Below are 24,613 nucleotides of genomic sequence, written 5' to 3' on the forward strand. Positions count from 1 at the left end.
CGCGTGTTTTAACCGGGGGCCCCGCCTTTTAAACCCGGTGTAGCGCGCGGGGGGCGGGGGGGGGGGGGGGGGGGGGGGGGGGGTGGGTGGTGGTGCCGCGTCTACCATCCGCGCCGCTCGTTCCTCGCGTCGCTCCCGCCAGGCCCCCCACGACGCGGCACCACCACCCACCCCGCCCTACTCCGCCTCGCCCTGGTCGTCGCGCACCCGGGCGACCACCCGCGGTGCCGGTTCGCCCCTTGCAGTGCCGCGAGATGCGGCGGGCGACCCACCGCCGTCGGGCAGGACCACGGTTCTGCTTCGCGGGACCAGGGTTCTGCTTCGCGGGACCAGGGTTCTACCTCGCGCAACCACGGTTCTACCTCGCGAGACCACGGTTCTACATCGGCGGAGCAGGGTGAGCCGCATGCTGAGCGGTATCCAGGCCCGGCGGACCACGGTGACGGCGCCGCGGGCTCGAGCACCGAGGCGACCCGCGCCGCGGACCCGATCACGCGGGCTCGAGGCGGAGGACGGAGATCGGACCTTGCCTCGAACCGTCGACTCGACAACCCGTAAAGGCCGTGTCTCGGGGCGGGCCTGGGTGCTAGCGTCGGTGCCGATCGTGTATGGAGCCGAGGAGGTGAGCCCCGTGAACGCTGTGTCCGTACCGGGCGCTCCCTCGCTGCCCACGATCGCGCGACGACCGTAGTCGTCGTCGGGAGCGCCCGCCGCACCATCGCGAGAGGCGACTCCCATGCGCACCACCACACCTTCTTCTGCACCGGGCACCGCGCCCGCAGGTTCCTCGCTCCCTGATCCCACGGTCTCCGGCACCGTCCCGACGACGGGCGAGCGCGCCCTCGTCCTCGGGGGCGGTGGATCCACCGGCAACGCGTGGCTGATCGGCGTCGTCGCCGGTCTGGCCGACGCCGGGCTGGACGTGTCCACGACGGCCGACCTGACCGTCGGGACGTCGGCCGGGTCGACGACGGCGGCGCAGCTCGCCGGCGCGACGCCCGCGGAGCTGTACGCCGCCGCTCTCGTCGCGCCGACACGCCCGCAGGCGGGGCCGGGCGGCCCGGCCGCGGGCGGGGACCGCACCCGACAGGCGGCGGACCAGATGGCGCGGACGGCCGCGGTCATCGCCGGTGCCCGGGACGCGGCGGACATGCGCCGCCGGCTCGGGGAGGCGGCGCTCGCGCTGCCCGGGTCGTCGGACGAGGCCGTGCAGTCCCGGTGGCGGGCCACCGTCGCCGCGCGCCTGCCGAACCCGTCCTGGCCTCGGACGGCCGTCCTCCTCACCGCCGTCGACGCGCGGACCGGTGAGCCTGCCCTCTTCGACCGGCAGAGCGGGGTCGACCTCGTCGACGCCGTCGCGGCGAGCTGCGCGAGCGGGTTCGCCTACCGGGTCGGGGAGGGGCAGTACCTCGACGGCGGATATCGCCGCAACGAGAACGCGGACCTGGCGGAGGGGTTCCGGCGCGTGCTGGTGCTGTCGCCGTTCGGGGGCAGGACGCGGGCGCCGCTGGGCTGGGGCCTCCAGCTCTCGGCCCAGGTCGACGAGCTGCGGGAACGGGGGAGCGAGGTCGAGGTGATCGTCCCAGGCCCTGGCGCGGACCACTTCTTCGGGCCCCAGGCGATGGACCTGTCGCTGCGCCCGGCGGCGGCCGAGGCAGGGTACGAGCGGGGTATCGCGCTCGCGGAGCCCGTCGCAGCGCTCTGGCACTGACTGGCACTGACTCGCTCTGACGCAGCGGTGGCCCGGGCTGCTCAGGCCCGGGCCACCGCCCGCTCAGGCGCGGGTGCGGGTCGTGAGGACGACGCGCGTGGAGCCGGCGACGAGGAGCGCCGAGCCGAGCATGTGCAGGCCGACGAGGAGCGCGGGCAGACCCGTGAAGTACTGGACGTACCCGATCAGTCCCTGGCCCAGAGTGATCGCGAGGAGGATCCAGGCCGCGCGACGCACATGCTGCGGTCCGCGGCGGACGCTCACGAGGTACGCGACGAGAACGGCGACGAACACCCACACGGCCCACGCATGGAGCTTGCTCATGAGCGCGGGGTCGACGGCGAAGCGGTAGCCGACCTCCTCGTCGCCGCTGTGCGGGCCGGCGCCGGTGACGATGACGCCGAGGACGACGACGAGCGCGGTGAGCCCGTACAGGGTCCAGGCGAGCGCGCGCGAGCGCGGCGCGACCGTCGGGACGGGCGGCGCGTCGCCCTCCCCGGACCGGTGCAGGAGGAGCAGGGAGACGGACACGAGCGCGGCCGAGACGACGAAGTGCAGCGACACCCAGCCCGGGTGCAGGTGAAGCAGGACGATGACGCCGCCGATGACGGCCTGGGCGGCGACGCCCAGCAGCGGGACGGCACCGAGGAGCCGGTACGACAGGACGCGCGAGCGGTCGGTCCACACGAGCACGAGGGCCGCGATCGCGATGACGCTCAGCACCCCGGTGAGCGTCCGGTTCCCGTACTCGATGAACTGGTGGTACGTCGTCTCGGGGTGGAACTTCGCCGCGAACTGCCCGGGCTCGCACTGAGGCCAGGTCGAGCACCCGAGCCCCGAGCCCGTGAGCCGGACGGCGCCCCCGGTGACGATGATGCCGATCTGGGCGACGAGGTTCGCGACGAGCACCGGCCGCGTCCAGCGGCGCAGCGGCGCCAGTCGGTCCGGACGTGCGGCGCCGTCACCGGCAGCCGTGCCGGCGGGGCTGCCGGCGGGAGCGGGATCGAGCGCAGGGGGCGGGGTGCTCACGGTCCCACGGTATCGGGACGACGGCACAGCCCCGGAATCCTGCGGGTGTGAGATGGGCCCGGGGCTCAGGTCCAGCGGAAGAGCTTGCCCGCGCCCCAGCCGAGCGCGGCGGTCCAGCCGAGCAGCACGACGACGGAGAACGGCGGCACCGAGCCGTCGAGCAGCGCGCCGCGCATCGCCTCGCCCAGCGCGCCCGACGGCAGCAGGAGCGCGACGTGCTCGAGCGGACCGGGGAGCTGGTCGGCCGGGACGAGGACGCCTCCGCCGACGGTAAGCAGCACGAGCACGAGGTTCGCCACCGCGAGCACGCCCTCGGCGCGCAGCGTCCCGGCGAGCAGCATCGCGAGCGACGTGAACGCGGCGGTCCCGAGCAGCACGGCGAGCAGGGCCGCGGGAATCCCGGCGAGGTCGGGCTGCCAGCCGAGCGCGAGCGCGACCGCGGTGATGACGACGACCTGCACCACCTCGACGGCGAGGACGCCGAGCACCTTGCCCGCGAGGAGGCCGCCGCGGCCCAGGGGAGTGGTCGACATGAGGCGCAGGACGCCGTTGCGACGGTCGAACGCCGTCGCGATGGCCTGGGACGTGAACGCCGTCGACATCACGGCGAGCGCGAGGACGCCGGGCGTCACGAAGTCGACGCGCGTGGCGCCGCCCGTGTCGAGGTCGACGAACGACGTGAGCACGAGCCCGAGCAGGAGCATCACGGGCAGGATGATCGTCACGAGGAGCTGTTCGCCGTTGCGCAGGATCATGCGCGTCTCGAACGCGGTCTGGGCCACGACGCGACGCCACGCGGGTGCGGCGAGCTCGGCGTCCTGGGCCGGGATCTGGGCCTCGGGCGTGGTCGGCGTCGTCGGGGTCGCGCTCATCGCAGGTGCCGTCCGGTGAGGTCGAGGAACACGTCCTCGAGCGTGCGGCGGCCCACGGTGACGCGCGAGGCGAGGACGCCGCGCGCGGCGAGCCACGTCGTCAGCGCCACGAGCGTCGCGGGGTCGGCGGGCCCGGTGAGGGTGTACGAGCCGGGCTGAGGCTCGGCGACGGTCCACGCGCCCGGCGCGGCGCCGTCGGGCACGCCCGCCCCGGCGAGCGCGTCGCTCAGGCCGCCGAGGTCGAGCGCCGGCGTCGCCTCGAAGCGGACGGTGCGGTCCGCCGCGCCGTCGGCTCCTGTCTCGAGCAGGGCGCGGGTCGCGCCCGCGGCGATGACCTTGCCGTGGTCGACGACGTAGACGTGGTCGGCGAGGTCCTCCGCCTCGTCCATGAGGTGCGTCGTGAGGACGATGCCCACGCCCTCGGCGCGCAGCTCGCGCACGAGCTCCCACACGGCGTGCCGGCTCTGCGGGTCCATGCCCGCGCTCGGCTCGTCGAGGAAGACGACCTCCGGCCGGCCGACGATCGCCGCGGCGAGCGCGAGCCGCTGCCGCTGCCCGCCCGACAGACGCCGGACGGTCGTGCGCGCGAAGCTCTCCAGCCCCAGACGCTCCGTGAGCTCGCCGACGTCGCGCGGGCGGGCGTACATGGACGCGACGTGCCGCAGCATCTCCAGCGCGCGCACGCCCGTCGGGAGCCCGCCGTCCTGGAGCATGACGCCGACGCGCGGGCGCAGGTCGCGCGCGTCGGTCAGCGGGTCGAGGCCGAGGATCTCGACCCGCCCGGCGTCGGGGGAGCGCAGGCCCTCGCAGCACTCGACCGTCGTGGTCTTGCCCGCACCGTTGGGGCCGAGCACCGCGGTGATCGCGCCGCGCTCGGCGGTGAGGGACACGCCGTCGACGACGGCACGACCGTCGTAGCGCTTGACGAGGTCGTGCACGAGCACGGCGGGGGCGGGCACCCGGCGATTCTAGGGGGCGGGCCCGCCACGAACGGCTCCCGCCCGGCCCGGACCGTACGGGTGTCGTGTACGCCACATTGCGGGGGAACGGGGCGGGTCTGAGGGTCGCCTTGCTTGCGCTGAGGCAATTAGGGAACAACCATGTTGTCTATATCTGTTCTGTAGATCTCTACGCCGTACAGGCCGCTGCCGCGCGCACGCGAGCCCACGGGACGCCACGGGAGGTGAGCATGGCCGCAGGATCCGTCCGCCCGGACGCGTTGCGTTCCGCCGCTCCCGCGAGCGCGCCCACGATGCCCGCCGACGCCGACCGGCGCACGCGCGAGCGCGTGCTCGAGCTCGTGGCGAGCGCGGGCCCCGTGAGTGCCGCCGACCTCGCCGCCACGCTCGGGATCACGCCCGCGGCCGTCCGCCGCCACCTCGCCCTCCTCGAGGAGGACGACCTCGTCGCCGTGCACGACGCCGGGCACCCCACCGGGATGCGCGGTCGCCCCGCACGCCGCTACGTCACGACGTCGGCCGGGCAGGGCGCGCTCAGCGGCACGTACGCCGACCTCGCGACCCAGGCGCTGCGGTACCTGCGTGACGTCGCCGGGCCGGACGCCGTCGAGCGCTTCGCCCAGGACCGGCTCGCCGAGCTCGCCGACCGCTACGAGGGTCGGCTCGACGCGGACGACGTCGAGGGGCGGGCCGCCCAGCTCGCGGCGGCGCTCGCGGACGACGGCTACGCGGCGAGCGTGCGCCCCGTGCCCGGCACCTCCGCGGTGCAGCTGTGCCAGGGCCACTGCCCGGTGCAGCACGTGGCCGAGGAGTTCCCGCAGCTGTGCGAGGCGGAGGCGCAGGTCTTCGCCAAGCTGCTCGGCTCGCACGTGCAGCGCCTCTCGACGCTCGCGACGGGCGCGCACGCGTGCACGACGAACGTCCCGGTGGGCATGCCCGTCCCGGTGCCCGCACCGCGGGCGGCTCGCCCGCTCCGAGACCACGACGGCCATGCTCACGCAGGCCACGACCACGACGTCCGGGCGCGCGGTCGCCCGACGTCGGGCGAGACCTGACCCGAGGGGCGCACCGCCGCCCCGAGGCACGCACGACACCCCCCGCACGAACCTTGTACCGACTGCCCCCGCCCGCACACGACGGACAGTGGAAGGACGACCATGAGCGCTCCCACCCAGGACGCCACCGGCACGGCCCAGCCGACCGGTGAGAAGCAGACCGACGACGAGATCATCGCCTCGATCGGTGCCTACGGATACGGCTGGCACGACAGCGACGCCGCCGGCGAGGCCGCGCAGCGCGGCCTGTCCGAGGACGTCGTGCGCAACATCTCGGCGCTGAAGGACGAGCCCGAGTGGATGCTCAAGACGCGGCTCAAGGCCCTGCGCCTCTTCGACAAGAAGCCCATGCCGAGCTGGGGCTCCGACCTCACGGGCATCGACTTCGACAACATCAAGTACTTCGTGCGCTCCACGGAGAAGCAGGCCGCCTCGTGGGACGACCTGCCCGAGGACATCAAGGAGACGTACGACAAGCTCGGCATCCCCGAGGCGGAGAAGCAGCGCCTCGTCGCGGGCGTCGCCGCGCAGTACGAGTCCGAGGTGGTCTACCACCAGATCAACGAGGAGCTCGAGCGCCAGGGCGTCATCTTCCTCGACACGGACACCGCGCTGCGCGAGCACCCGGAGCTCTTCCAGGAGTACTTCGGCACCGTCATCCCGTCGGGCGACAACAAGTTCGCCGCGCTCAACTCGGCCGTGTGGTCGGGCGGCTCGTTCGTCTACGTGCCGCCGGGCGTGCACGTCGAGATCCCGCTCCAGGCCTACTTCCGCATCAACACGGAGAACATGGGCCAGTTCGAGCGGACGCTGATCATCGCGGACGAGGGCTCGTACGTGCACTACGTCGAGGGCTGCACCGCGCCGATCTACTCGTCGGACTCGCTGCACTCCGCGGTCGTCGAGATCATCGTCAAGAAGAACGCCCGCGTGCGGTACACGACCATCCAGAACTGGTCGAACAACGTGTACAACCTCGTGACCAAGCGGGCGACCGCGGCCGAGGGCGCGACGATGGAGTGGGTCGACGGCAACATCGGCTCGAAGGTCACCATGAAGTACCCGGCGATCTACCTCCTCGGCGAGCACGCGCGCGGCGAGACGCTCTCGATCGCGTTCGCGGGCGAGGGCCAGCACCAGGACGCCGGGGCCAAGATGGTCCACGCGGCGCCGCACACGTCGTCGTCCATCGTGTCGAAGTCGGTCGCGCGCGGCGGTGGCCGCACGTCGTACCGCGGCCTGGTCCAGGTCCTCGAGGGCGCCTCGCACTCGGCCTCGACCGTGCTGTGCGACGCGCTGCTCGTCGACCAGATCTCCCGGTCCGACACCTACCCGTACGTCGACGTCCGCGAGGACGACGTGTCCATGGGGCACGAGGCGACGGTCTCGCGGGTGAGCGAGGACCAGCTGTTCTACCTCATGTCCCGAGGCATGGAGGAGACCGAGGCGATGGCCATGATCGTGCGCGGGTTCGTCGAGCCCATCGCGCGCGAGCTGCCCATGGAGTACGCGCTCGAGCTCAACCGCCTCATCGAGCTGCAGATGGAAGGGTCCGTCGGCTGATATGACCACCACCACCATTCCCGAAGAGGCCGGCCTGACCACCGACCACTCGCGCGCGCAGGCCGACGGGGCGCACTCGCACGGCGTCGTGCCCCAGGGCTCGCGCGCCGAGCGGCTCACGTCGTTCGACCTCGCCGACATCCCCGTGCCCTCCGGGCGCGAGGAGGAGTGGCGCTTCTCGCCCGTCGCGCGCCTCGCGCCGCTGTTCGACGAGAAGCTCGTCGGGCAGAGCGGCGGCGGCGACGTGCGCGTCACGGTCGTCGAGGCCCCCGAGGTCGAGGTCGCGATCGTCGGTCGCGACGACGAGCGGCTCGGCACCGCCAGCAAGCCCGGCGACCGCACCGCCGTCACGGCGTGGAACGCGTTCGAGCAGGCCACGGTCGTCACGGTGCCCAAGGAGGCCGTCGCGTCCGACGTCACGTCCGTGCGCGTCGAGGGCCACGGCTCCACGCCGACCGCGAGCCACGTGCTCGTGCGCGCCGAGCGGCACTCGGAGGCCGTCGTCGTGCTCGACCACGTCGGGACCGCGACGCTCAACGAGACGGTCGAGATCGTCGTCGAGGACGGCGCGCACCTCACGGTCGTCTCCGTCCAGGACTGGGCCGACGGCGCCGTGCACGCGTCGTCGCACCGCGCCCGCATCGGGCGCGACGCGCGGCTCAAGCACGTGGTCGTGACGCTCGGAGGCGACGTCGTGCGCATCACCCCGGACGCGACGTTCACGGCCGAGGGCGGCGACGTCGAGATGGTCGGCCTCTACTTCGCGGACGCGGACCAGCACCAGGAGCACCGCCTGTTCGTCGACCACGCCGTCCCCCGCTGCAAGTCGCGCGTCACGTACAAGGGCGCGCTGCAGGGCGAGGGCGCGCACGCCGTGTGGGTCGGGGACGTGCTGATCCAGGCCGAGGCCGAGGGCACGGACACCTACGAGCTCAACCGCAACCTCGTCCTCACGGACGGCGCGCGCGCGGACTCGGTGCCGAACCTCGAGATCGAGACGGGCGAGATCGAGGGCGCGGGTCACGCATCCGCGACCGGCCGGTTCGACGACGAGCAGCTCTTCTACCTCCAGGCCCGCGGCATCCCGGAGGCCGAGGCGCGCCGTCTCGTCGTCCGCGGCTTCTTCGCGGAGCTCATCCAGGAGATCGGCGTCGCGTCGGTCGAGGAGCGCCTGCTCGAGGCGATCGAGCGCGAGCTGAGCAAGTCCATGTCGATCATCGACGGGAGCGCCGAGCCCGCCGAGGCGACGGCGTGACCGCACAGCCCGCCTGCACGACGTCCGACCTCGGCCCGGAGGAGGCGCTCCGCGTCGAGCTCCCGGCCGAGGACGGGCGGGTCGTCGAGGTCGCGGTCGTCCGTGACGGCGACGGCGACTGGCACGCGATCTCGGACATCTGCTCCCACGGAGCGGTGTCCCTGTCGGACGGCGAGGTCGAGGGCTGCTTCGTCGAGTGCTGGCTGCACGGCTCGCAGTTCGACGTGCGGACCGGAATGCCGACCGCGCTGCCCGCGATGCGGCCCGTGCCCGTGTACCCGGTGACGGTCGACGGCGAGCAGGTGCTCGTCGACGTCGACCGCGTCGTCGCTCCCACCTGATCCGTCTCGCTGATCCGTCAGCGGTTCACCAGCACTGACCTGGCGCGCCGCGCGCGCCCCACGGCTCACCAGAACCTCTTGGAGAAGAACCAGATGTCCACTCTCGAGATCCGCGACCTGCACGTCAGCGTCGAGACCAAGGAAGGGCCCAAGCCGATCCTGCGCGGCGTCGACCTGACGATCGCCAGCGGCGAGGTCCACGCCATCATGGGCCCGAACGGCTCGGGCAAGTCCACGCTCGCCTACTCGATCGCCGGCCACCCCAAGTACCAGGTCACCAGCGGCACCGTGACGCTCGACGGCGAGGACGTCCTCGCGATGAGCGTCGACGAGCGCGCCCGCGCGGGCCTGTTCCTCGCCATGCAGTACCCGGTCGAGGTCCCCGGCGTCTCCGTGTCGAACTTCCTGCGCACCGCGAAGACCGCGATCGACGGCGAGGCCCCCGCGCTGCGCCACTGGGTCAAGGACGTCAAGGGCGCCATGGAGCGCCTGCGCATGGACGACTCCTTCGCCGAGCGCTCGGTCAACGAGGGCTTCTCCGGCGGCGAGAAGAAGCGCCACGAGATCCTCCAGATGGAGCTCCTCAAGCCGAAGTTCGCCGTCCTCGACGAGACCGACTCGGGCCTCGACGTCGACGCGCTGCGCATCGTGTCCGAGGGCGTCAACCGCGTCCACGGCGCGACCGACGCGGGCATCCTGCTCATCACGCACTACACGCGCATCCTGCGCTACATCAAGCCGGACTTCGTCCACGTCTTCGTCGACGGCAAGGTCGCCGAGGAGGGTGGCTCGGAGCTGGCCGACCGCCTGGAGGAGGAGGGCTACGACCGCTACCTCTCCGGCTCGGTCGAGTCCGCCTCCGCCGCCTCGGCCTGAGCGGTCGCACCACCCCTGAGGAGACGACCATGACGACCACCGCGCACAGCTCCCCCCTGACGGCGACGGAGCTCGCCGCCGTGCGGGCGGACTTCCCGCTGCTCGAGCGCACCGTGCGCGGTGGTCGTCCGCTCGTCTACCTCGACTCCGCGGCGACGTCGCAGAAGCCGCAGGTCGTCCTCGACACCGAGGTCGACTTCTACGAGGAGCGCAACGCGGCCGTGCACCGCGGCGCGCACCAGCTCGCCGAGGAGGCGACCGAGGCGTTCGAGGACGCCCGCGCGGACGTCGCGGCGTTCGTCGGGGCGCGCCCGGGCGAGATCGTCTGGACGTCCGGCGCGACGGCCGCGATCAACCTCGTCGCGTACGGGATCTCGAACGCGACGCTCGGCCGCGGGGGAGAGGCGGCCCGCCGCTTCGCGCTCGCGCCGGGCGACGAGATCGTCCTCACCGAGGCCGAGCACCACGCGAACATCGTGCCGTGGCAGGAGCTCGCCGCCCGCACGGGCGCCGTCCTGCGGTGGTTCGAGGTGGACGACGACGGGCGCGTGCGCGTCGAGGACGCGGCGACCGTCATCACGGAGCGGACGCGGATCGTCGCGTTCGCGCACGTGTCGAACGTGACGGGCGCGATCACCCCCGTCGAGCCGATCGTGGCCCGGGCGCGCGAGGTCGGGGCGCTCACCGTGCTCGACGCGTGCCAGTCCGTGCCGCACCTGCCGGTGGACCTGCCCGCGCTCGGCGTCGACTTCGCGGCGTTCTCGGCGCACAAGATGCTTGGCCCCACGGGCGTGGGCGTGCTCTACGGACGGCGCGAGCTGCTCGAGGCGCTGCCGCCCGTGACGACCGGCGGGTCGATGATCGAGGTCGTCACGATGACCGAGTCGTCGTACATGGCCCCGCCGCAGCGGTTCGAGGCGGGCACGCAGGCCGTCGCGCAGGTCGTCGGGTTCGGCGCCGCCGCGAAGTACCTGCACGAGCTCGGCATGGACGGCGTCGCGGCGCACGAGCACGAGCTCGCGGCGGAGCTGCTGCGCATCGGGGAGATCCCCGGCGTGCGGATCATCGGCCCGCGCGAGCCGGCCGACAGGCTCGCCGTCGTGTCGTTCGTCGTGGACGGCGTGCACGCCCACGACGTCGGCCAGGTGCTCGACGACGCGGGCATCGCCGTGCGCGTCGGTCACCACTGCGCCCAGCCCCTGCACCGCCGGTTCGGGATCGCGGCGACCGCGCGCGCGTCCGCGTCGGTGTACACCACGCGCGAGGACGTCGACGCGTTCCGGGAAGCATTGGCCGGGGTGCGCGCGTTCTTCTCGGTGGACTGAGAGAGGACCCGATGAGCTCGATCGAGCAGATGTACCAGCAGGTCATCCTGGACCACGCGAAGACCCCGCACGGCCGGGGCCTGGTCGAGGTGGCGGACGGCGCGGCCAGCGGCCAGTCGCACCAGGTGAACCCTACGTGCGGCGACGAGGTGACGCTGCGCGTCGAGCTCGCCGGCGACACGATCGACCGCGTGAGCTGGGAGGGACAGGGCTGCAGCATCTCGCAGGCCTCGCTGTCCGTGCTCACCGACCTCGTCTCCGGCCGACCCGTGACCGAGGCCGAGCACCTGGGCGAGGTCTTCCGCGAGCTCATGGGTTCGCGCGGCAAGGGCCTCGACGAGACCGCGGAGGACGAGCTCGGTGACGCCACGGCGTTCACCGGCGTCTCGCAGTACCCTGCTCGCATCAAGTGCGCCCTGCTCGGCTGGGCAGCGCTGCGCGACTCGCTCGTCACCTCGGGCGCCCTGAGCACGCTGGGCGACGCATCAACCGCAGCAGCTTCCGACGCGGCGCTCGCCGCGCGGGGAACGACGGAGGAGAACCGATGACCACCGAGACCGGCGCGCCCGCCGAGGGCGTCACGCCCAGCCCGCCGAACGTCGCCGACGTCGAAGAGGCGATGCGCGACGTCATCGACCCCGAGCTCGGCATCAACGTCGTCGACCTCGGCCTCGTCTACGGCATCCAGATCGACCAGAACAACCACGCCGTCATCGACATGACCCTCACGTCCGCGGCGTGCCCGCTGACCGACGTCATCGAGGACCAGTCCGCGCAGGCCCTCGAGGGCCTCGTCGACGGCTTCCGCGTCAACTGGGTCTGGATGCCGCCGTGGGGCCCGGAGAAGATCACGACCGACGGCAAGGAGCAGCTCCGCGCGCTAGGGTTCAACGTCTGACGATCCCTCCCGTCCGTCCACGACGCCGCGTCCCCCCGGGGGCGCGGCGTCGTGCTGTCTCCGGCCGTTCGACCCGCAGGCCGCGGCCCGCGGACGGGCCGCTCCGGGCTGCCGCTGCTCACGATCCGATTGCGATCCTTCCGGTGCGTTGACGAGGACTGTCCTGAGTGTTGGGATATGTGCGCCCACACCACTTTTCGGAGGATGACGTGACACAGCAGGACCAGACCGGCGCGGGCGGTTCCCCGCGGCAGGTGCGCTATCGCGGCCGGCACCTCCCGATGGTCGCCGTGGTCATCGCGGCGACGATCGCCACCGCGCTGGCGTACAGCGGCATGGTCCTGTTCGGTCTCGAGGTGGCGCACATGTCGCCGCTCGAGGCGTACGGGCTCGCGGGCTTCCTCGAGATCAGCCTCGTCGCCGTGGCGCTCATGGCGCGCAACGCGGCGCTCGAGGGCCGCCCGTACGGCGTCCTCCTCGCGCTGACGTGGGTGCTCTCGGGCACGTCGGGCCTGTTCGCCGCGCTGCACGAGATCGCCGTCCCGACGGCGAGCACCCCGTACATGGTGGTGTTCCGGTTCGTGCCGCCGCTGGTGGCGGCGCTCATGTGGCACCTCGCCCTCGTGGGGGAGCGGCACATGGTGACGGGTCACACGCTCGAGGAGCGTCGCCGTGAGCTGCGCGTCCACGGCTACGTCTCGGCTCTGGAGCAGTGGCGCGACGCTCGTGCCGACAGCGCGGGCTCGGCCGGGGACCTGCGCAAGGTCCGCGCCGCGCACGAGCGGCAGCGCGCCGCGCGCGACGCCGCGCTCAAGCTCCTGACGGTCGAGGACTTCGAGCGCCGCATGCAGGTCTGGGTCGACCGCCTCGAGGCCGCGGAGCGCCACGGCAACCGGCTCGACCTCATCGGGGCGAGCTCCGTGAAGCGCGGCACCGCCCGTGGGTCGGCCGAGGTCACCGGGTCGACCGACGCGGCGGCTGTCGTCGTCGCCCGGACCACCACGCCCGCCGAGGGGCTCGTCGAGACGCACCGCAGGGAGACGTTCGCGCTGGAGTCCGTGCGCGACGCCGGGGCCAGCACGGAGACCCCGGCGCCCGTCGAGCAGGCCCGGGACCTTCCGGCCGCCGAGCCGAGCCAGGAGAGCCCGGCCGCGGTCGCACCGGCCGAGGCGCCCGCCGTCGAGCGGGACGTCGAGCCGGAGACGGAGCCGGAGACCGAGCCTGCTCGCGAGGCGAACGACGAGAAGCCCTACGTGCCCGAGACGGCGTTCGAGGCGCTCCCCGACCTCGAGGCGCGGGTGAAGGAGCTGTTCGGGCGTCCGCTCCCCTGGGACCAGCCGGCCACGGAGGAGGACAGCGCGGCACCGGTCGTGGAGCCCCCCGCCGTGACGGGCCACACGCGCCGCGTCGAGGTCTTCGACCTCGTGGGCGGCACGAACGGCGCGCAGGCCGCGGCGACCGAGGGGGACGACGCCTCCCTCGGCGAGGACCCGACCGCGGAGCGCGACCGCCGCATCGTCGAGCTCGCCCGCCAGGGCATGAAGCAGGGCGAGATCGCCCAGAAGGTCTCGGCGTCGCGGTCGACCGTGAGCCGCGTCGTGCGCCGCTACGAGGACCAGCGGCCCGTGGCGGACGAGGACCGCGAGCTCGCGAACGCCTGACTTACGAATCGCGCTCGGTCGTCCGGCCACCGTGGCCGTCGTCCGACGCGCCCACCTCACGACGCCGCGTCCCCGTCCCGGGGGCGCGGCGTCGTGGCGTCCGGGTGCGGTCACGCGATGGCCTTCGATGGGGGTACTGAGGACCTTGGTCCCAGACGGCTGATGTGGTCAGACCACCTCCCCTAGGGTCGGAGCAGGGCACCGGTCGCACCCGGACCGAGGCCTCGACGCAGCCCCCGCCTCTCGAAAGTGCTCCCCGTGGCCTCCCTCTCTCACTCCCCGTCGGACGCGGTCGCTCACGCCGCCGGCGGTCCCCTGGACGGCGACCGGATCGTCGTCGTCGGTGCCGGCATGACGGCGCACCGCCTGGTCGCGGGCCTGCGCTCGCGCGACCCCGAGGGCGGCTGGTCGCTCACGGTGATCGGCGACGAGCCGCACGAGCCGTACGACCGCGTGCACCTGTCGGAGTGGTTCGACGCGCGCGACGCCGAGGCGCTCACCCTGGACCGCGGCGTGTGGGACGACCCGCGCGTCACCCTCGTCACGGGCGACGCGGTCGCGTCGCTCGACCGCACGGCGAGCGTCGTGACGACGCGCTCGGGGCGTCAGGTCCACTACGACCGCGCGGTGCTCGCGACGGGCTCGTGGGCGTGGACGCCGCGCGCGGAGGGCACGGACCTGCCGGGTCTGTTCACCTATCGCACGCTGGACGACGTCGAGCGGCTGGCCGAGTGGGTGCGCCTCCGCGAGCGGGCGCTGGGCCGGGCGGTGCGCGGCGTCGTCGTGGGCGGTGGCGTGCTCGGTCTCGAGGCCGCCGCGGCGCTCCAGCGCCTGGGCGCGGAGGCCACGGTCGTCGAGTTCGCCGACCGGCTCATGAGCGTCCAGCTCGACCGGGGCGGCGGCGAGATGCTGCGCCTGCTCGTCGAGGACCTGGGCGTCGCGGTCCGCACGGGTGCGGGTGCGCACCGGTTCCTGCCCGCCGGCGACGGGTCGGTGGGCTCGGTCGAGCTCACCGACGGGTCCGCGCTGCCGACGGACGTCGTCGTCTTCTCCGTCGGCATCCGACCGCGCGACCGTGTGGCGCGCGAGGCAGGCCTCGCGATCGGCGAGCGCGGCGGCGTCGTCGTCGGCGAGGCGTGCCAGACCTCCGACCCGGGAGTGTGGGCGATCGGGGAGTGCGCGTCGGTCGACGGCGTGTGCGCGGGCCTGGTCGCGCCGGGGAACGACATGGCCGACGTCGTCGTCGACCGCTTCCTCGGCGGCGAGCGCGTGCACCGCCGCGCCGACGACGGCACCAAGCTCAAGGGCGTGGGCGTCGACGCGGCGTCGTTCGGCGACGTCAACGCGGTGAGCGCGGGCGCGCTGGAGGTGTCGTTCGTCGACCCGATCCACCGCCGGTACCGGAAGCTCGTGCTCTCGGACGACGCGACGACGCTGCTGGGCGGTGTGTTCGTCGGCGACATCGAGCTCTACTCCGCGCTCCGGCCGCTGCTGGGCCGCCCGCTCGGCGCCGACCCCGCCGCCGTGATCGCGCCCGACGGCGAGGGCCTGGGCGACACCGAGCTGCCCGACGAGGCCGTCGTCTGCTCGTGCAACAACGTGGACGCCGGCACGGTCCGCTCGGCCGTGACCGAGCACGGGTGCCGGACGATCGGGCAGGTCAAGGACTGCACGACGGCCGGCACGGTGTGCGGGTCGTGCGTGCCCGCGCTCACCAAGCTGTTGAACGCCGAGCTGTCCCGGGCGGGCGTCACGGTCTCGGACGCGCTGTGCGAGCACTTCGCGATGTCCCGCGCCACGCTCTACCGGCTCGTGCGTGAGGAGGGGCTGCGCACGTTCTCCGAGATCGTCGCGGCGCACGGGACGGGGCGAGGCTGCGCCGTCTGCCGCCCGACGGTCGCGTCGATCCTCTCGACGCTGCGCCGCGGCCACGTGCTCGAGGGCGAGCAGGCTGCGCTCCAGGACACCAACGACCACGTCATGGCGAACCTGCAGAAGAACGGCACGTACTCGGTGATCCCGCGCATGCCCGGGGGAGAGGTGCGCGCGGACCAGCTCCTGGAGTTCGCGAGGGTCGCCGACGACTTCGGTCTCTACGTGCGCGTGACCGGCGGCCAGCGCCTCGCCATGTTCGGCGCGCGCCTCGACCAGCTCCCGGAGATCTGGCGCCGCCTGACGGCCGTCGGCTTCGAGTCCGGGCACGCCTACGGGAAGTCGCTGCGCACGGTGAAGACGTGCGTCGGGCGCACGTGGTGCCGGTTCGGCGTGCAGGACTCGTCGGCCATGGCGGTGCGGCTCGAGCTGCGCTACCGCGGGCTCCGCTCGCCGCACAAGATCAAGTTCGGCGTCTCGGGCTGCGCGCGCGAGTGCGCCGAGGCGCGCGGCAAGGACGTCGGCATCATCGCCACGCACAAGGGCTGGAACCTCTACGTCGGCGGGAACGGCGGAGCGCAGCCCGCGCACGCCCAGCTCCTCGCGGAGGACCTCGACGACGAGACGCTGGTCCGCTATGTCGACCGGTTCCTCATGCTCTACGTCCAGGAGGCGGACCGCCTCCAGCGCACGGCCCCGTGGGTCGCGGAGCGCGCGGGAGGGCTCGACGAGCTGCGCCGCGTCGTCGTCGAGGACTCGCTCGGGATCGCCGACGAGCTCGAGGCCGCGATGGCCGAGCACGTGCGTGACTACGAGGACGAGTGGGGCGCGACGCTCGCCGACCCGGCCAAGCTGCGCAAGTTCACGCCGTTCGTCAACGCCCCCGAGGCGATCGACGGCGACCTCGCCTTCGTCCCCGAGCGCGGCCAGGTCCGGCCCGCCGACGAGGGCGACGCCGTCGCCTATCCCGACCCGCGCGCCGCACGCGACGTCGCGCTCGTCGCCGCCCGTGCCGACCTGGAGGACGCCCGATGAGCATGTTCGTCGACATCTGCGCGCTCGACGACCTGGACCCCGAGCGCGGGGCCGGCGCGCTCCTGGGCGACACCCAGGTCGCCGTCTTCCGGCTCGCCGACGGCACCGTGCGCGCAGTCCAGCAGCGAGACCCGTACTCCGGTGCCAACGTCATGTCGCGCGGCCTCGTCGGCACGCACCGGGTCACCGGAGACGACGGCGTGGAGCGCGACGTCGACACGGTCACCACTCCCATGCTCAAGCAGGTGTGGGACGTCGACACCGGTGAGGTGCTCGACGCCGGGGGCAAGGACCGCAGGTCGCTGAAGGTCTTCGCGGCGCAGGTGCGCGACGGTCGCGTGTTCGTCGCCGACGCGCCGCGTCCCGCCGCACAGGGACGCTGATCCATCGTCGCCCACCACCCTCGTCTCGCCGTGGTATGACTGGTTATACTCGACGCATGAAAACTGCGATCTCCGTACCCGATCGTGAGTTCGAGCGGTTCGAGCGAGTGGCGGCCCGGCACGGGATGAACCGCTCGGAGTTCTTCCGACGCGCAGGCGAGAAGTTCGCCGACGAGCTCGAGGGCGGCAGCGATCTGACAGCACTGGCGGACGCTGCGCTCGCGGACGCCGGTCAGCCGTCCGAGGACGGCCTGTTCCTCGCTGCGTCCGAGCGCGAGATGTCGCGCGGGACCGAGTGGTGATCTCCCGCGGGGATGTCGTCTGGGTGGGCTTCGGGCAGCCTCGCGGGAGCGAGCCCGCGAAGACGCGCCCGGCCCTGATCATCCAGGAGGACTGGCTCCTCGCCTCGACGATCAACACGGCGATCGTCGTCCTGATGACCTCGAACCTCCGGCTCGAAGCGTTCCCCGGGAACGTCCTCGTGCCCGCGGCTGCGTCGGGGCTGGACAAGGACTCCGTCGCCGTCGTCTCGCAGGTTGGGCCCGTGAGTCGCGAGTTTCTCGATCCGTACCCGGTCGGGCACCTGCCGGGATACCTGATGTCGAAGGTCTCCGACGGCGTGCGCTTGGTCCTCGGGCTGTAGCCGCACCGCGCACAGCGACGTGACGGTCGCCCTCCGCGCTCGATCGGCGAGGGTTCGTCGATCACGGCGGCACGACACGCACACCGGCGGTTCCCCGCCAGGCCGACGGCGATCGCCTAGCCTGGCGCCATCCCGTCAGTAGGCGCGGACCACGCGCCGCGCGTCGCAAGGGAGCCGCGGGTGCGCGTCCTGCTCGTCATCGACCAGTTCGAGGATCCCACCAACGGGACCACGATCTCCGCGCGTCGCTTCGCCGTCGCCTTGCGTGAGCGCGACCACGAGGTGCGCGTCGCGTGCTGCCGAGGCGCGGCCCGCCCAGGTGGCGCCGACGCCGCGAACCGCGCGGACGGCGTCGCGCACTACCGGCTGGAACCCCTCGGCGTCCCGGGCTTCGACCGGGTCATCGCGGGCCAGGGCTGGGTCCTCGCCAAGCCCGATGACGACCTGCTGCGCGATGCCCTGGGCTGGGCCGACGTCGCGCACGTCATGTCGCCGTTCTGGCTCGGCTCCCGGGCCAAGCGGCTCGCGGACGCGCTCGGCGTCCCCTCCACCGCGGCGTTCCACGTGCAGCCGGAGAACGTCACCTACAGCCTCGGCCTGGGGCGGTTCGCAGCACTGAACGACCTCGTGTACGCGGTGTTCCGGCCGTTCTACGACCGGTTCGGGCACGTCCACTGCCCCAGCCGGTTCATCGCCGGGGAGCTGCGCGACCACGGCTACCGGGCGGCCCTGCACGTGGTGTCCAACGGCGTCGACCCCGGGTTCGTCCCGCGCACGCTGCCGAAGAGCGCCGACCTGGCCGGCCGGTTCGTCATCACCATGACGGGGCGGCTCTCGCGCGAGAAGCGGCAGGACGTGCTCCTCGACGCCGTCGGCCGGTCCCGGCACGCCGACCGCATCCAGCTCGTGCTCGCCGGGCGCGGTCCGCTCGCGGAGAGGTACGCCCAGCAGGGCGCGTCGCTGCCGCACCCGCCGCGCATCGGCTTCCTCGCCCAGGACGAGCTCCAGGACGTGCTGGCCATGAGCGACCTGTACGTGCACGCCGCCGACGCGGAGATCGAGGCCCTCGGCTGCCTCGAGGCCGTCGCCACCGGGCTCGTCCCGGTGATCTCCGACTCCCGCGCCTCAGCGACCGGGCAGTTCGCGCTCGACGAGCGCAGCCTCTTCCGCGCCGGGGACGCCGCGGACCTCGCGCGCGCGATCGACTACTGGATCGAGCACGACGACGAGCGTGCCCGCATGGGTCCGGCCTATGCCGAGGTCGGCCGGGAGCACGCGCTCGACGTGTGCGTCCCGCAGATCGAGGAGATGCTGCGCCAGGCGGTCGTCGAGCGAGGCGGCTCGGCCGACCCCACGCCGGTCGACCGGGACGACGCTGCGGGCCGAGGGCCGGGGCGCTCGCATGAGCGCTGACCGCGGTCGCGGGTCCGCGACGCCGCGGCTCTGGAGCCGCTTCGACGTGGTCTTCTTCGACGTCGCCATGGCCGTCGTACGTGGGTACGGGTACATGGCCCACGGGCTGCGGGTCACGGGGCGCGAGCACCTCGCCCGCGAGCGAGGTGGGGTCGTCACGGTCGCCAACCACGTGCACTACCTGGACGGCCCGTGGGTCGCCGGGCAGTTCCGCGGCCGGCGCGCCGCCGTCGTCTCCCAGCCCTCGAACTTCCACCTGCCCGTGGCGGGCGTCCTCGTCAGCCACCTGCTCGCCGTCCCGCTGCCCCGCGGGCCGGGAGAGCTCTCCGCGTTCGAGGCGCGGCTGCGCCGGACCGTCGCCGCCGGACAAGGCGTCCACTTCTTCCCCGAGGGCGAGCTGGTCATGTACGACACGACGCTGCGGCCGTTCCGTCGCGGCGCCTTCGTGTACGCCTGCCGCCTCGGCGTGCCCGTCGTGCCGATGGTCTTCACCTACGGCCGACGGCCCTGGTGGCGTCCGCGGCCGCCGATCCGGCTGACGATCCTGCCGGCGGAGCATCCCTGCGGCGCCGCTCCCGCCGACGTCGCCGAGCTCCTCGCGCGCTCCCGGGCGGCGATGGAGTCGGTCGCCGCGGGGGCTCCCGACGAAGCGGTCCGGCGGTGACGACGTCCGGGCCTACAATCGCTCGTCCCGGCAACGACGCCGGCAGCACCACCGAAGGAGTCCCGACACCCATGCTCGCCGCGTGGGGCGCGCTCGCCCTGCTCACCCTCGTCCACCTCGCCGCGCAGCTCGCGGGCGCCTCGGCGCTCGCCGACACGTCGCAGTGGTTCCTCATGCCCCTCCTCGCGGTCTGCCTGTGGCTCGCGACGCGACGACGCGACGGCGACGGACCGGCCCGGCGCTCGCGGCTGGTCCGCCTCACGCTCGTCGCGCTCGTCTTCTCGTGGCTGGGCGACACCGCCCCCGACCTCGCCGACGGGGACACCGCGTTCCTCGTCATGGTGGGGTTCTTCCTCTGCGCCCAGGTGACGTACACGCTCGCGTTCTGGCCGTACCGGGCGGGGTCCGTCCTGCGCCGGCCGCTCGCGCTCGCCCCCTACCTGCTGGCGTTCCTCGTCCTCGTCGCCGCGTGCGCGCCGGGTGCCGGTTCGCTCCTCGTCCCGGTGGTCGTCTACGGCGCGTGCCTCGTGCTGATGGCCGTGACGGCGACGGGCGTCGACCGGCTCGCAGCCGTCGGCGGCGCGGTGTTCCTCGTGTCCGACGCGCTCATCGCGCTTGACGCGTTCGCGCCTTGGTACGCCCTGCCCGTGCACGGCTTCTGGGTGATGCTCACCTATGTCGTCGGGCAGGTGCTCCTCGTCCTCGGCGTGCTCCGGCGGGAGCGCCTCGCAGCGGTGCCCGTCGACGAGAAGGGCGGCGCCGCGTGGGCGTCGACGTGACGCTCGCGCGGATCGTCCAGGAGGGGACGAGCCCGCGGCGTCGTGCGACGTCGTCGATCGCCGTGGTGCCCGACGACGGCGACGTGCTGGCCCGCGTGCTCCCGACGAGCGGTCTGCCGATGCTCGCGCGCGTCGACCCCGACGGCGACGTCGTCCTCAGCGGCTCCGAGATGGTCCTCGACGAGCTGCGCGTCCTGGTGTCGAGATCGGCCCGTTCCGACGTCGCCGTCGTGGACAGGGTGGTCGCGCTCGCCGAGCGGTGCCGTCGCGATCCGGGCACCGAGCTACGGTTCGAGGGCGGCTGAGGGCCCCCGACGACGATGGTCAGGCGTCGGGACCCGTGGAAGGGTCCCCGTCGTCGACGTGCACCATGACGAGGGCGACGTCGTCCTGGGCGCCGTGAGGGACGAGCCCGGCGAGGAGCGCGTCCAACAGCTCCTCGGGGGCCACGTCGCCGAGCTCCTCGACCCGGGCCGGGAGCTCGTCGAGCACGTCGCGCAGCGAGCGGTCCCGGCGCTCGACGAGTCCGTCGGTGTAGAGCACGAGGACGTCGCCCGGGCCGAGCGAGGCCTCGTGCTCCGCCCGTCCGCCGCCGAGGCCGATGCCGAGCATCGGTGCGGGGCGCGCCTCGAGCAGGTGCGCGGTGCCGTCCGCACGGCGCACGACGGGCGGCACGTGCCCGGCGCTCGCCCAGCGGAGCAGCCGTCGGCCGTCCGGTCCGGGAGCCCCGATCCGCGCGACGGCGACCGTCGCCAGGGCCTGGAGCCCCAGCCCCTCGGCGGTCTGCTCGGCGGCGTCGAGCGCGGCGGCGGGCCCGGCGTCGGTCGCGAAGGCGACGGAGCGCAGGACCCCACGCAGGTGGCCCATGTGTGCGGCGGCGGCGACGTCGTGCCCCGTCACGTCGCCGACGACGACGGTCGTGTCGCCGTCCGGGTGCGCGAACGCGTCGTACCAGTCCCCGCCCACGTGGACCTCGGGGACCGCGGGCCGGTAGCGGACGTCGATGGCCAGACCTGGGATGTCGGGCGGCGGGGTGAGGATCGAGTCCTGGATCGCGAGCGACGCCTGCCGCTCGCGCGTGATCACCTCCGCGTAGCGGTCGACCGACGAGCCGAGGAGCAGTGCCCGGTCCACGAGCGACATCTCGTCCGGGCACTGCGTCACCTCGTCCCGGACGGTCTCCGGTGCCGCGGGACCGCGGGCGAGCACGACGCTCGTCACGTCCTCGGCGCGGTGCACCACCGCCGAGACCCGCCCGCCCGCGTCGAGGACGGGGAGGTTCGTCGTGATCCACCAGCGCTCGGTCCACCCGCCGTCGTGGCGGTGCAGGTCGTACCGGTGCGGCCCGATCATCTCGAGCCGGCCCGTGCGCGCGACCCGTTCGAGCGACCGGACGACCCGCTCGACGGTGCCCTGGTCCGGGCCACGCGCGGGGAACACGTCAAGGTAGTGCCGACCGACGACGGCGCTCGCGGGCGCGTCGATCGTGCGCAGCAGCGACTCGTTCGCGTCGAGCACCGTGAGGTCGGGCGAGAGGACCGCCTTGGGGGAGGTGAGCACCGCGAAGACGGCGTGGTAGTCGACAGGACCGGCGGCCCTGTCGCTCGTGCGAGACGTCCGGACGGCGCGCCCCCGATGTCCTGCCACACCTCGAGCCTGCCCCAATTCCGGGCACTCGCAGGTCGAGCGAAAGTCCCGACGTTCCCGGGCGGACGGCAGGTAGAACCGCGACCGGTAACCCGAGCGGGTTATCCGACGGCCGTCACCGGAGACGCGAGCGGCGTACCCGACCCGTCGCGGCGCTGGTCGACATCGGGCAGGTCGACGGCCTGGCCGCCGGAGCCCGTGGCACGCGCGGGACCCTGCCCGACCCACGCGAGGATCAGCGCGTCCTCGCCCTTGAGGAACCGCTGCGCCCGGACGCCGCCGGTGCCGCGGCCCTTGCCGGGGTAGAGCTCGTACGGCGTGACCTTGCCGGCCCCGGTCTGGGTGCCCGCGAGGGCGCCCGACGACCCGGCGACGGTGACGACGACCCCGAGGTCGCGCACGTCGGCCGGCACGACGCCGAAGAACGCGACGCGGTGGCCGTCCGCGAGCCGGATCCCGGCCATGCCGCCCGCCGCGCGGCCCTGGGGGCGCACGGCCGACGCGTCGAAGTGCAGGAGCGACGCGTCGGAGCTGACGAACACGACCTCGTCCGCGTCGGTCGCGGGCGCCGCGCCGACGACGGTGTCGCCGTCCTTGAGGCCGATGACCTCCCAGTCGTCGCGGTTGTTCGGCACGTCGCCCGGGAGCACGCGCTTCACGACGCCCTGCGCGGTGCCGAGCGCGAGCGGGGGAGCGTCGGCGTCGAGCGACGCGATCGTCACGGCCTCCTCGCCCGGCTCGAGCCCGACGACCTCGCTGAGCGGCACGCCGCCCGAGAGGCTCGGCGCGTTGTCGGTCGGCGGCAGCGCGGGCAGGTCGAGCACGGACACGCGGACCATGCGCCCGCGGCTCGTGACGAGGCCGACCTCGCCGCGCGCCGTCGTGCGCACGACGGCCCGCAGCACGTCGTGGGCGGCTCGTGGCCCGCTGCGCGCGGGCTCGGTCTCGTCGCTCGTACGGGCCAGCAGGCCGGTCGCGGAGAACAGCGCCCAGCAGGGCGTGTCCGCGACCTCGAGCGGCACGGCCGCGGTCGTGGTCGGCGCGGCGCCGGCCGACTCCAGGAGGATGGTGCGGCGTGGGGTGCCGTAGGTCTTGGCGACGTCCGCCATCTCGCCCGAGACCACGGCCCGGAGCCTCGCGTCGCTGCCGAGGATCTCCTGGAGCTCCTCGATCTCGCGGCGCAGCGTCTCCTGCTCCTTCTCGAGCTCGATGCGGGAGAACTTGGTGAGGCGGCGCAGCTGGAGCTCGAGGATGTACTCCGCCTGCGGCTCGGACAGGTCGAACACGGTCTGCAGGCGTCCGCGGGCCGTCGCGGTGTCGTCGGACGAGCGGATCACCTGGATCACCTCGTCGATGTCGACGATGGCGATGAGGAGGCCGTCCACGAGATGCAGCCGCTCGGACCGCTTGCGCAGCCGGTAGGCCGAGCGTCGGCGGACCACGTCGATCCGGTGGTTCACCCAGACCGTGAGCATCTCGCGCAGGCCCAGCGTGCGCGGCTGCCCGTCGACGAGCGCGACGTTGTTCATGCCGAACGAGTCCTCGAGCGGCGTGAACTTGTAGAGCTGTTCCAGCACCGCCTCGGGGTTGAAGCCCGTCTTCACCTCGACGACGATCCGCAGCCCGTGCTCGCGGTCCGTCAGGTCGGTCGCGGCGGTGATGCCCTGGATCTTCTTCGTCTTGACGCCCTCGGCGATCTTCTCGATCACCTTCTCCGGCCCGACGAGGTAGGGCAGCTCGGTGATGACGATGCCCTTGCGGCGCGGCGTGAGGTTCTCCACCCGCGCGGTGGCGCGCGTGCGGAACGTGCCGCGGCCGGTGCGGTAGGCGTCGCGCACGCCGTCGAGACCGACGATCTTGCCGCCCGTCGGCAGGTCGGGGCCGGGGACGAACCGCATGAGCGCGTCGAGGTCGGCGTCCGGGTGCGCGACGAGGTGGCGCGCCGCGGCGACGACCTCGACGAGGTTGTGCGGCGCCATGTTGGTGGCCATGCCGACCGCGATGCCCGAGGCCCCGTTGACCAGCAGGTTGGGGATCGCCGCCGGCAGCACCTCGGGCTGCTGGAGCTTGTTGTCGTAGTTCGGCACGAAGTCGACGACGTCCTCGTCGAGCCCGGCCGTCATCGCGAGCGACGGGGGAGCGAGGCGTGCCTCGGTGTACCGGGAGGCCGCGGGTCCGTCGTCGAGCGTGCCGAAGTTGCCGTGCCCGTCGACGAGCGGGAGCCGCAGCGAGAAGTCCTGCGAGAGGCGCACGAGCGCGTCGTAGATCGCCGCGTCGCCGTGCGGGTGCAGCTTGCCCATGACCTCGCCGACGACGCGCGCCGACTTCACGTGGGCGCGGTCGGGACGCAGCCCCATGTCGGCCATCATGTAGAGGATCCGGCGCTGCACGGGCTTGAGGCCGTCGCGCGCGTCGGGCAGGGCGCGGGAGTAGATGACGGAGTAGGCGTACTCGAGGAACGACGTCTCCATCTCCGCCTGGACGTCGACGTCGACGATCTTCTCGTTCACCTCGGCCGGGTCGAGCGAGGGGGTCGAGGACTTGCGCGCCATGGGCCTGCGGGCTCCTGCCGTTCGGTGCGCCGCGAGGGCGCGGGATCTGTGCCGGCGTGCGCCGGCGCTGACGTGCTGCG

At 73.4% G+C, this 24,613-nt stretch carries 23 protein-coding genes; 18 read left to right on the top strand and 5 right to left on the bottom strand.

What is annotated here, in order from left to right; all coding sequences use genetic code 11:
- Window positions 1-736 precede the first annotated feature (736 nt).
- The gene (locus tag ACFWH7_RS11325) at window positions 737-1,711 is read left to right on the top strand and encodes a patatin-like phospholipase family protein (protein ID WP_378216612.1); all 975 of its coding nucleotides are present in this window, start codon (window positions 737-739) and stop codon (window positions 1,709-1,711) included.
- Window positions 1,712-1,774: 63 nt separating this feature from the next.
- Here ACFWH7_RS11325 and ACFWH7_RS11330 read toward each other — a convergent pair whose 3' ends face one another.
- The 3 genes from ACFWH7_RS11330 to ACFWH7_RS11340 all read right to left on the bottom strand — a co-directional run bounded on the left by ACFWH7_RS11330 (window position 1,775) and on the right by ACFWH7_RS11340 (window position 4,571).
- Window positions 1,775-2,740: a COX15/CtaA family protein gene (locus tag ACFWH7_RS11330; RefSeq protein ID WP_378216613.1), complete on the bottom strand. Its 966-nt coding sequence runs from the start codon at window positions 2,738-2,740 to the stop codon at window positions 1,775-1,777.
- A gap of 65 nt (window positions 2,741-2,805) precedes the next feature.
- Window positions 2,806-3,612, bottom strand: a complete 807-nt coding sequence (locus ACFWH7_RS11335; RefSeq protein WP_378216614.1) for an ABC transporter permease — start codon at window positions 3,610-3,612, stop codon at window positions 2,806-2,808.
- Window positions 3,609-4,571 (bottom strand): ABC transporter ATP-binding protein, encoded by a 963-nt coding sequence (locus tag ACFWH7_RS11340; RefSeq protein WP_378216615.1) that lies wholly within the window; start codon window positions 4,569-4,571, stop codon window positions 3,609-3,611. The genes ACFWH7_RS11335 and ACFWH7_RS11340 overlap by 4 nt, the downstream gene beginning before the upstream one ends.
- A gap of 230 nt (window positions 4,572-4,801) precedes the next feature.
- Here ACFWH7_RS11340 and ACFWH7_RS11345 point away from each other — a divergent pair, with 230 nt between their 5' ends.
- The 17 genes from ACFWH7_RS11345 to ACFWH7_RS11425 all read left to right on the top strand — a co-directional run bounded on the left by ACFWH7_RS11345 (window position 4,802) and on the right by ACFWH7_RS11425 (window position 20,639).
- A complete protein-coding gene (locus ACFWH7_RS11345) occupies window positions 4,802-5,626 on the top strand; it encodes a helix-turn-helix transcriptional regulator (RefSeq protein ID WP_378216616.1) in 825 nt (274 codons plus the stop codon).
- Between the two features lie 102 nt (window positions 5,627-5,728).
- On the top strand, window positions 5,729-7,189 hold the full coding sequence (gene sufB / locus ACFWH7_RS11350) for a Fe-S cluster assembly protein SufB (protein ID WP_141390547.1): 1,461 nt from the start codon (window positions 5,729-5,731) through the stop codon (window positions 7,187-7,189).
- Window position 7,190: 1 nt separating this feature from the next.
- Window positions 7,191-8,444 (top strand): Fe-S cluster assembly protein SufD, encoded by a 1,254-nt coding sequence (gene sufD, locus ACFWH7_RS11355; RefSeq protein ID WP_378216617.1) that lies wholly within the window; start codon window positions 7,191-7,193, stop codon window positions 8,442-8,444.
- Entirely contained in the window at window positions 8,441-8,785 is a 345-nt protein-coding gene (locus ACFWH7_RS11360; RefSeq protein WP_378216618.1) for a non-heme iron oxygenase ferredoxin subunit, read from the top strand. Before sufD ends, ACFWH7_RS11360 begins: the two co-directional genes overlap by 4 nt.
- Before the next feature lie 93 nt (window positions 8,786-8,878).
- Window positions 8,879-9,661, top strand: a complete 783-nt coding sequence (gene sufC / locus ACFWH7_RS11365) for a Fe-S cluster assembly ATPase SufC (protein ID WP_264030324.1) — start codon at window positions 8,879-8,881, stop codon at window positions 9,659-9,661.
- Between the two features lie 29 nt (window positions 9,662-9,690).
- Complete coding sequence (locus ACFWH7_RS11370; RefSeq protein ID WP_378216619.1) at window positions 9,691-10,986, top strand: cysteine desulfurase; 1,296 nt, start codon at window positions 9,691-9,693, stop codon at window positions 10,984-10,986.
- An 11-nt stretch (window positions 10,987-10,997) separates the two neighbouring features.
- The gene (sufU, locus tag ACFWH7_RS11375; protein WP_378216620.1) at window positions 10,998-11,534 is read left to right on the top strand and encodes a Fe-S cluster assembly sulfur transfer protein SufU; all 537 of its coding nucleotides are present in this window, start codon (window positions 10,998-11,000) and stop codon (window positions 11,532-11,534) included.
- Entirely contained in the window at window positions 11,531-11,884 is a 354-nt protein-coding gene (locus ACFWH7_RS11380) for a metal-sulfur cluster assembly factor (protein WP_047234322.1), read from the top strand. Before sufU ends, ACFWH7_RS11380 begins: the two co-directional genes overlap by 4 nt.
- 209 nt (window positions 11,885-12,093) lie before the next feature.
- On the top strand, window positions 12,094-13,545 hold the full coding sequence (locus tag ACFWH7_RS11385) for a helix-turn-helix domain-containing protein (RefSeq protein WP_378216621.1): 1,452 nt from the start codon (window positions 12,094-12,096) through the stop codon (window positions 13,543-13,545).
- A 258-nt stretch (window positions 13,546-13,803) separates the two neighbouring features.
- Window positions 13,804-16,452, top strand: coding sequence for a nitrite reductase large subunit NirB (gene nirB / locus ACFWH7_RS11390; protein ID WP_378216622.1), 2,649 nt, complete (start codon window positions 13,804-13,806; stop codon window positions 16,450-16,452).
- Window positions 16,449-16,835 (top strand): nitrite reductase (NAD(P)H) small subunit, encoded by a 387-nt coding sequence (locus ACFWH7_RS11395; RefSeq protein ID WP_378216623.1) that lies wholly within the window; start codon window positions 16,449-16,451, stop codon window positions 16,833-16,835. The genes nirB and ACFWH7_RS11395 overlap by 4 nt, the downstream gene beginning before the upstream one ends.
- A gap of 56 nt (window positions 16,836-16,891) precedes the next feature.
- Window positions 16,892-17,137: a ribbon-helix-helix protein, CopG family gene (locus ACFWH7_RS11400; protein WP_336726393.1), complete on the top strand. Its 246-nt coding sequence runs from the start codon at window positions 16,892-16,894 to the stop codon at window positions 17,135-17,137.
- Complete coding sequence (locus ACFWH7_RS11405; RefSeq protein WP_378216624.1) at window positions 17,134-17,478, top strand: type II toxin-antitoxin system PemK/MazF family toxin; 345 nt, start codon at window positions 17,134-17,136, stop codon at window positions 17,476-17,478. Before ACFWH7_RS11400 ends, ACFWH7_RS11405 begins: the two co-directional genes overlap by 4 nt.
- A gap of 180 nt (window positions 17,479-17,658) precedes the next feature.
- Window positions 17,659-18,891, top strand: coding sequence for a glycosyltransferase (locus tag ACFWH7_RS11410; protein ID WP_378216625.1), 1,233 nt, complete (start codon window positions 17,659-17,661; stop codon window positions 18,889-18,891).
- Complete coding sequence (locus tag ACFWH7_RS11415) at window positions 18,881-19,555, top strand: lysophospholipid acyltransferase family protein (RefSeq protein WP_378216626.1); 675 nt, start codon at window positions 18,881-18,883, stop codon at window positions 19,553-19,555. The genes ACFWH7_RS11410 and ACFWH7_RS11415 overlap by 11 nt, the downstream gene beginning before the upstream one ends.
- A gap of 71 nt (window positions 19,556-19,626) precedes the next feature.
- The gene (locus tag ACFWH7_RS11420) at window positions 19,627-20,334 is read left to right on the top strand and encodes a lysoplasmalogenase (protein WP_378216627.1); all 708 of its coding nucleotides are present in this window, start codon (window positions 19,627-19,629) and stop codon (window positions 20,332-20,334) included.
- A complete protein-coding gene (locus ACFWH7_RS11425) occupies window positions 20,319-20,639 on the top strand; it encodes a hypothetical protein (protein ID WP_378216628.1) in 321 nt (106 codons plus the stop codon). Before ACFWH7_RS11420 ends, ACFWH7_RS11425 begins: the two co-directional genes overlap by 16 nt.
- Before the next feature lie 19 nt (window positions 20,640-20,658).
- Here ACFWH7_RS11425 and ACFWH7_RS11430 read toward each other — a convergent pair whose 3' ends face one another.
- Complete coding sequence (locus tag ACFWH7_RS11430) at window positions 20,659-21,981, bottom strand: PP2C family protein-serine/threonine phosphatase (protein ID WP_378216630.1); 1,323 nt, start codon at window positions 21,979-21,981, stop codon at window positions 20,659-20,661.
- Between the two features lie 101 nt (window positions 21,982-22,082).
- Window positions 22,083-24,533, bottom strand: coding sequence for a DNA gyrase/topoisomerase IV subunit A (locus ACFWH7_RS11435; protein WP_378216631.1), 2,451 nt, complete (start codon window positions 24,531-24,533; stop codon window positions 22,083-22,085).
- Window positions 24,534-24,613 lie beyond the last annotated feature (80 nt).

It is taken from the genome of Cellulosimicrobium cellulans, assembly GCF_042723955.1.
Taxonomy (GTDB): Bacteria; Actinomycetota; Actinomycetes; order Actinomycetales; family Cellulomonadaceae; genus Cellulosimicrobium; species Cellulosimicrobium cellulans_H.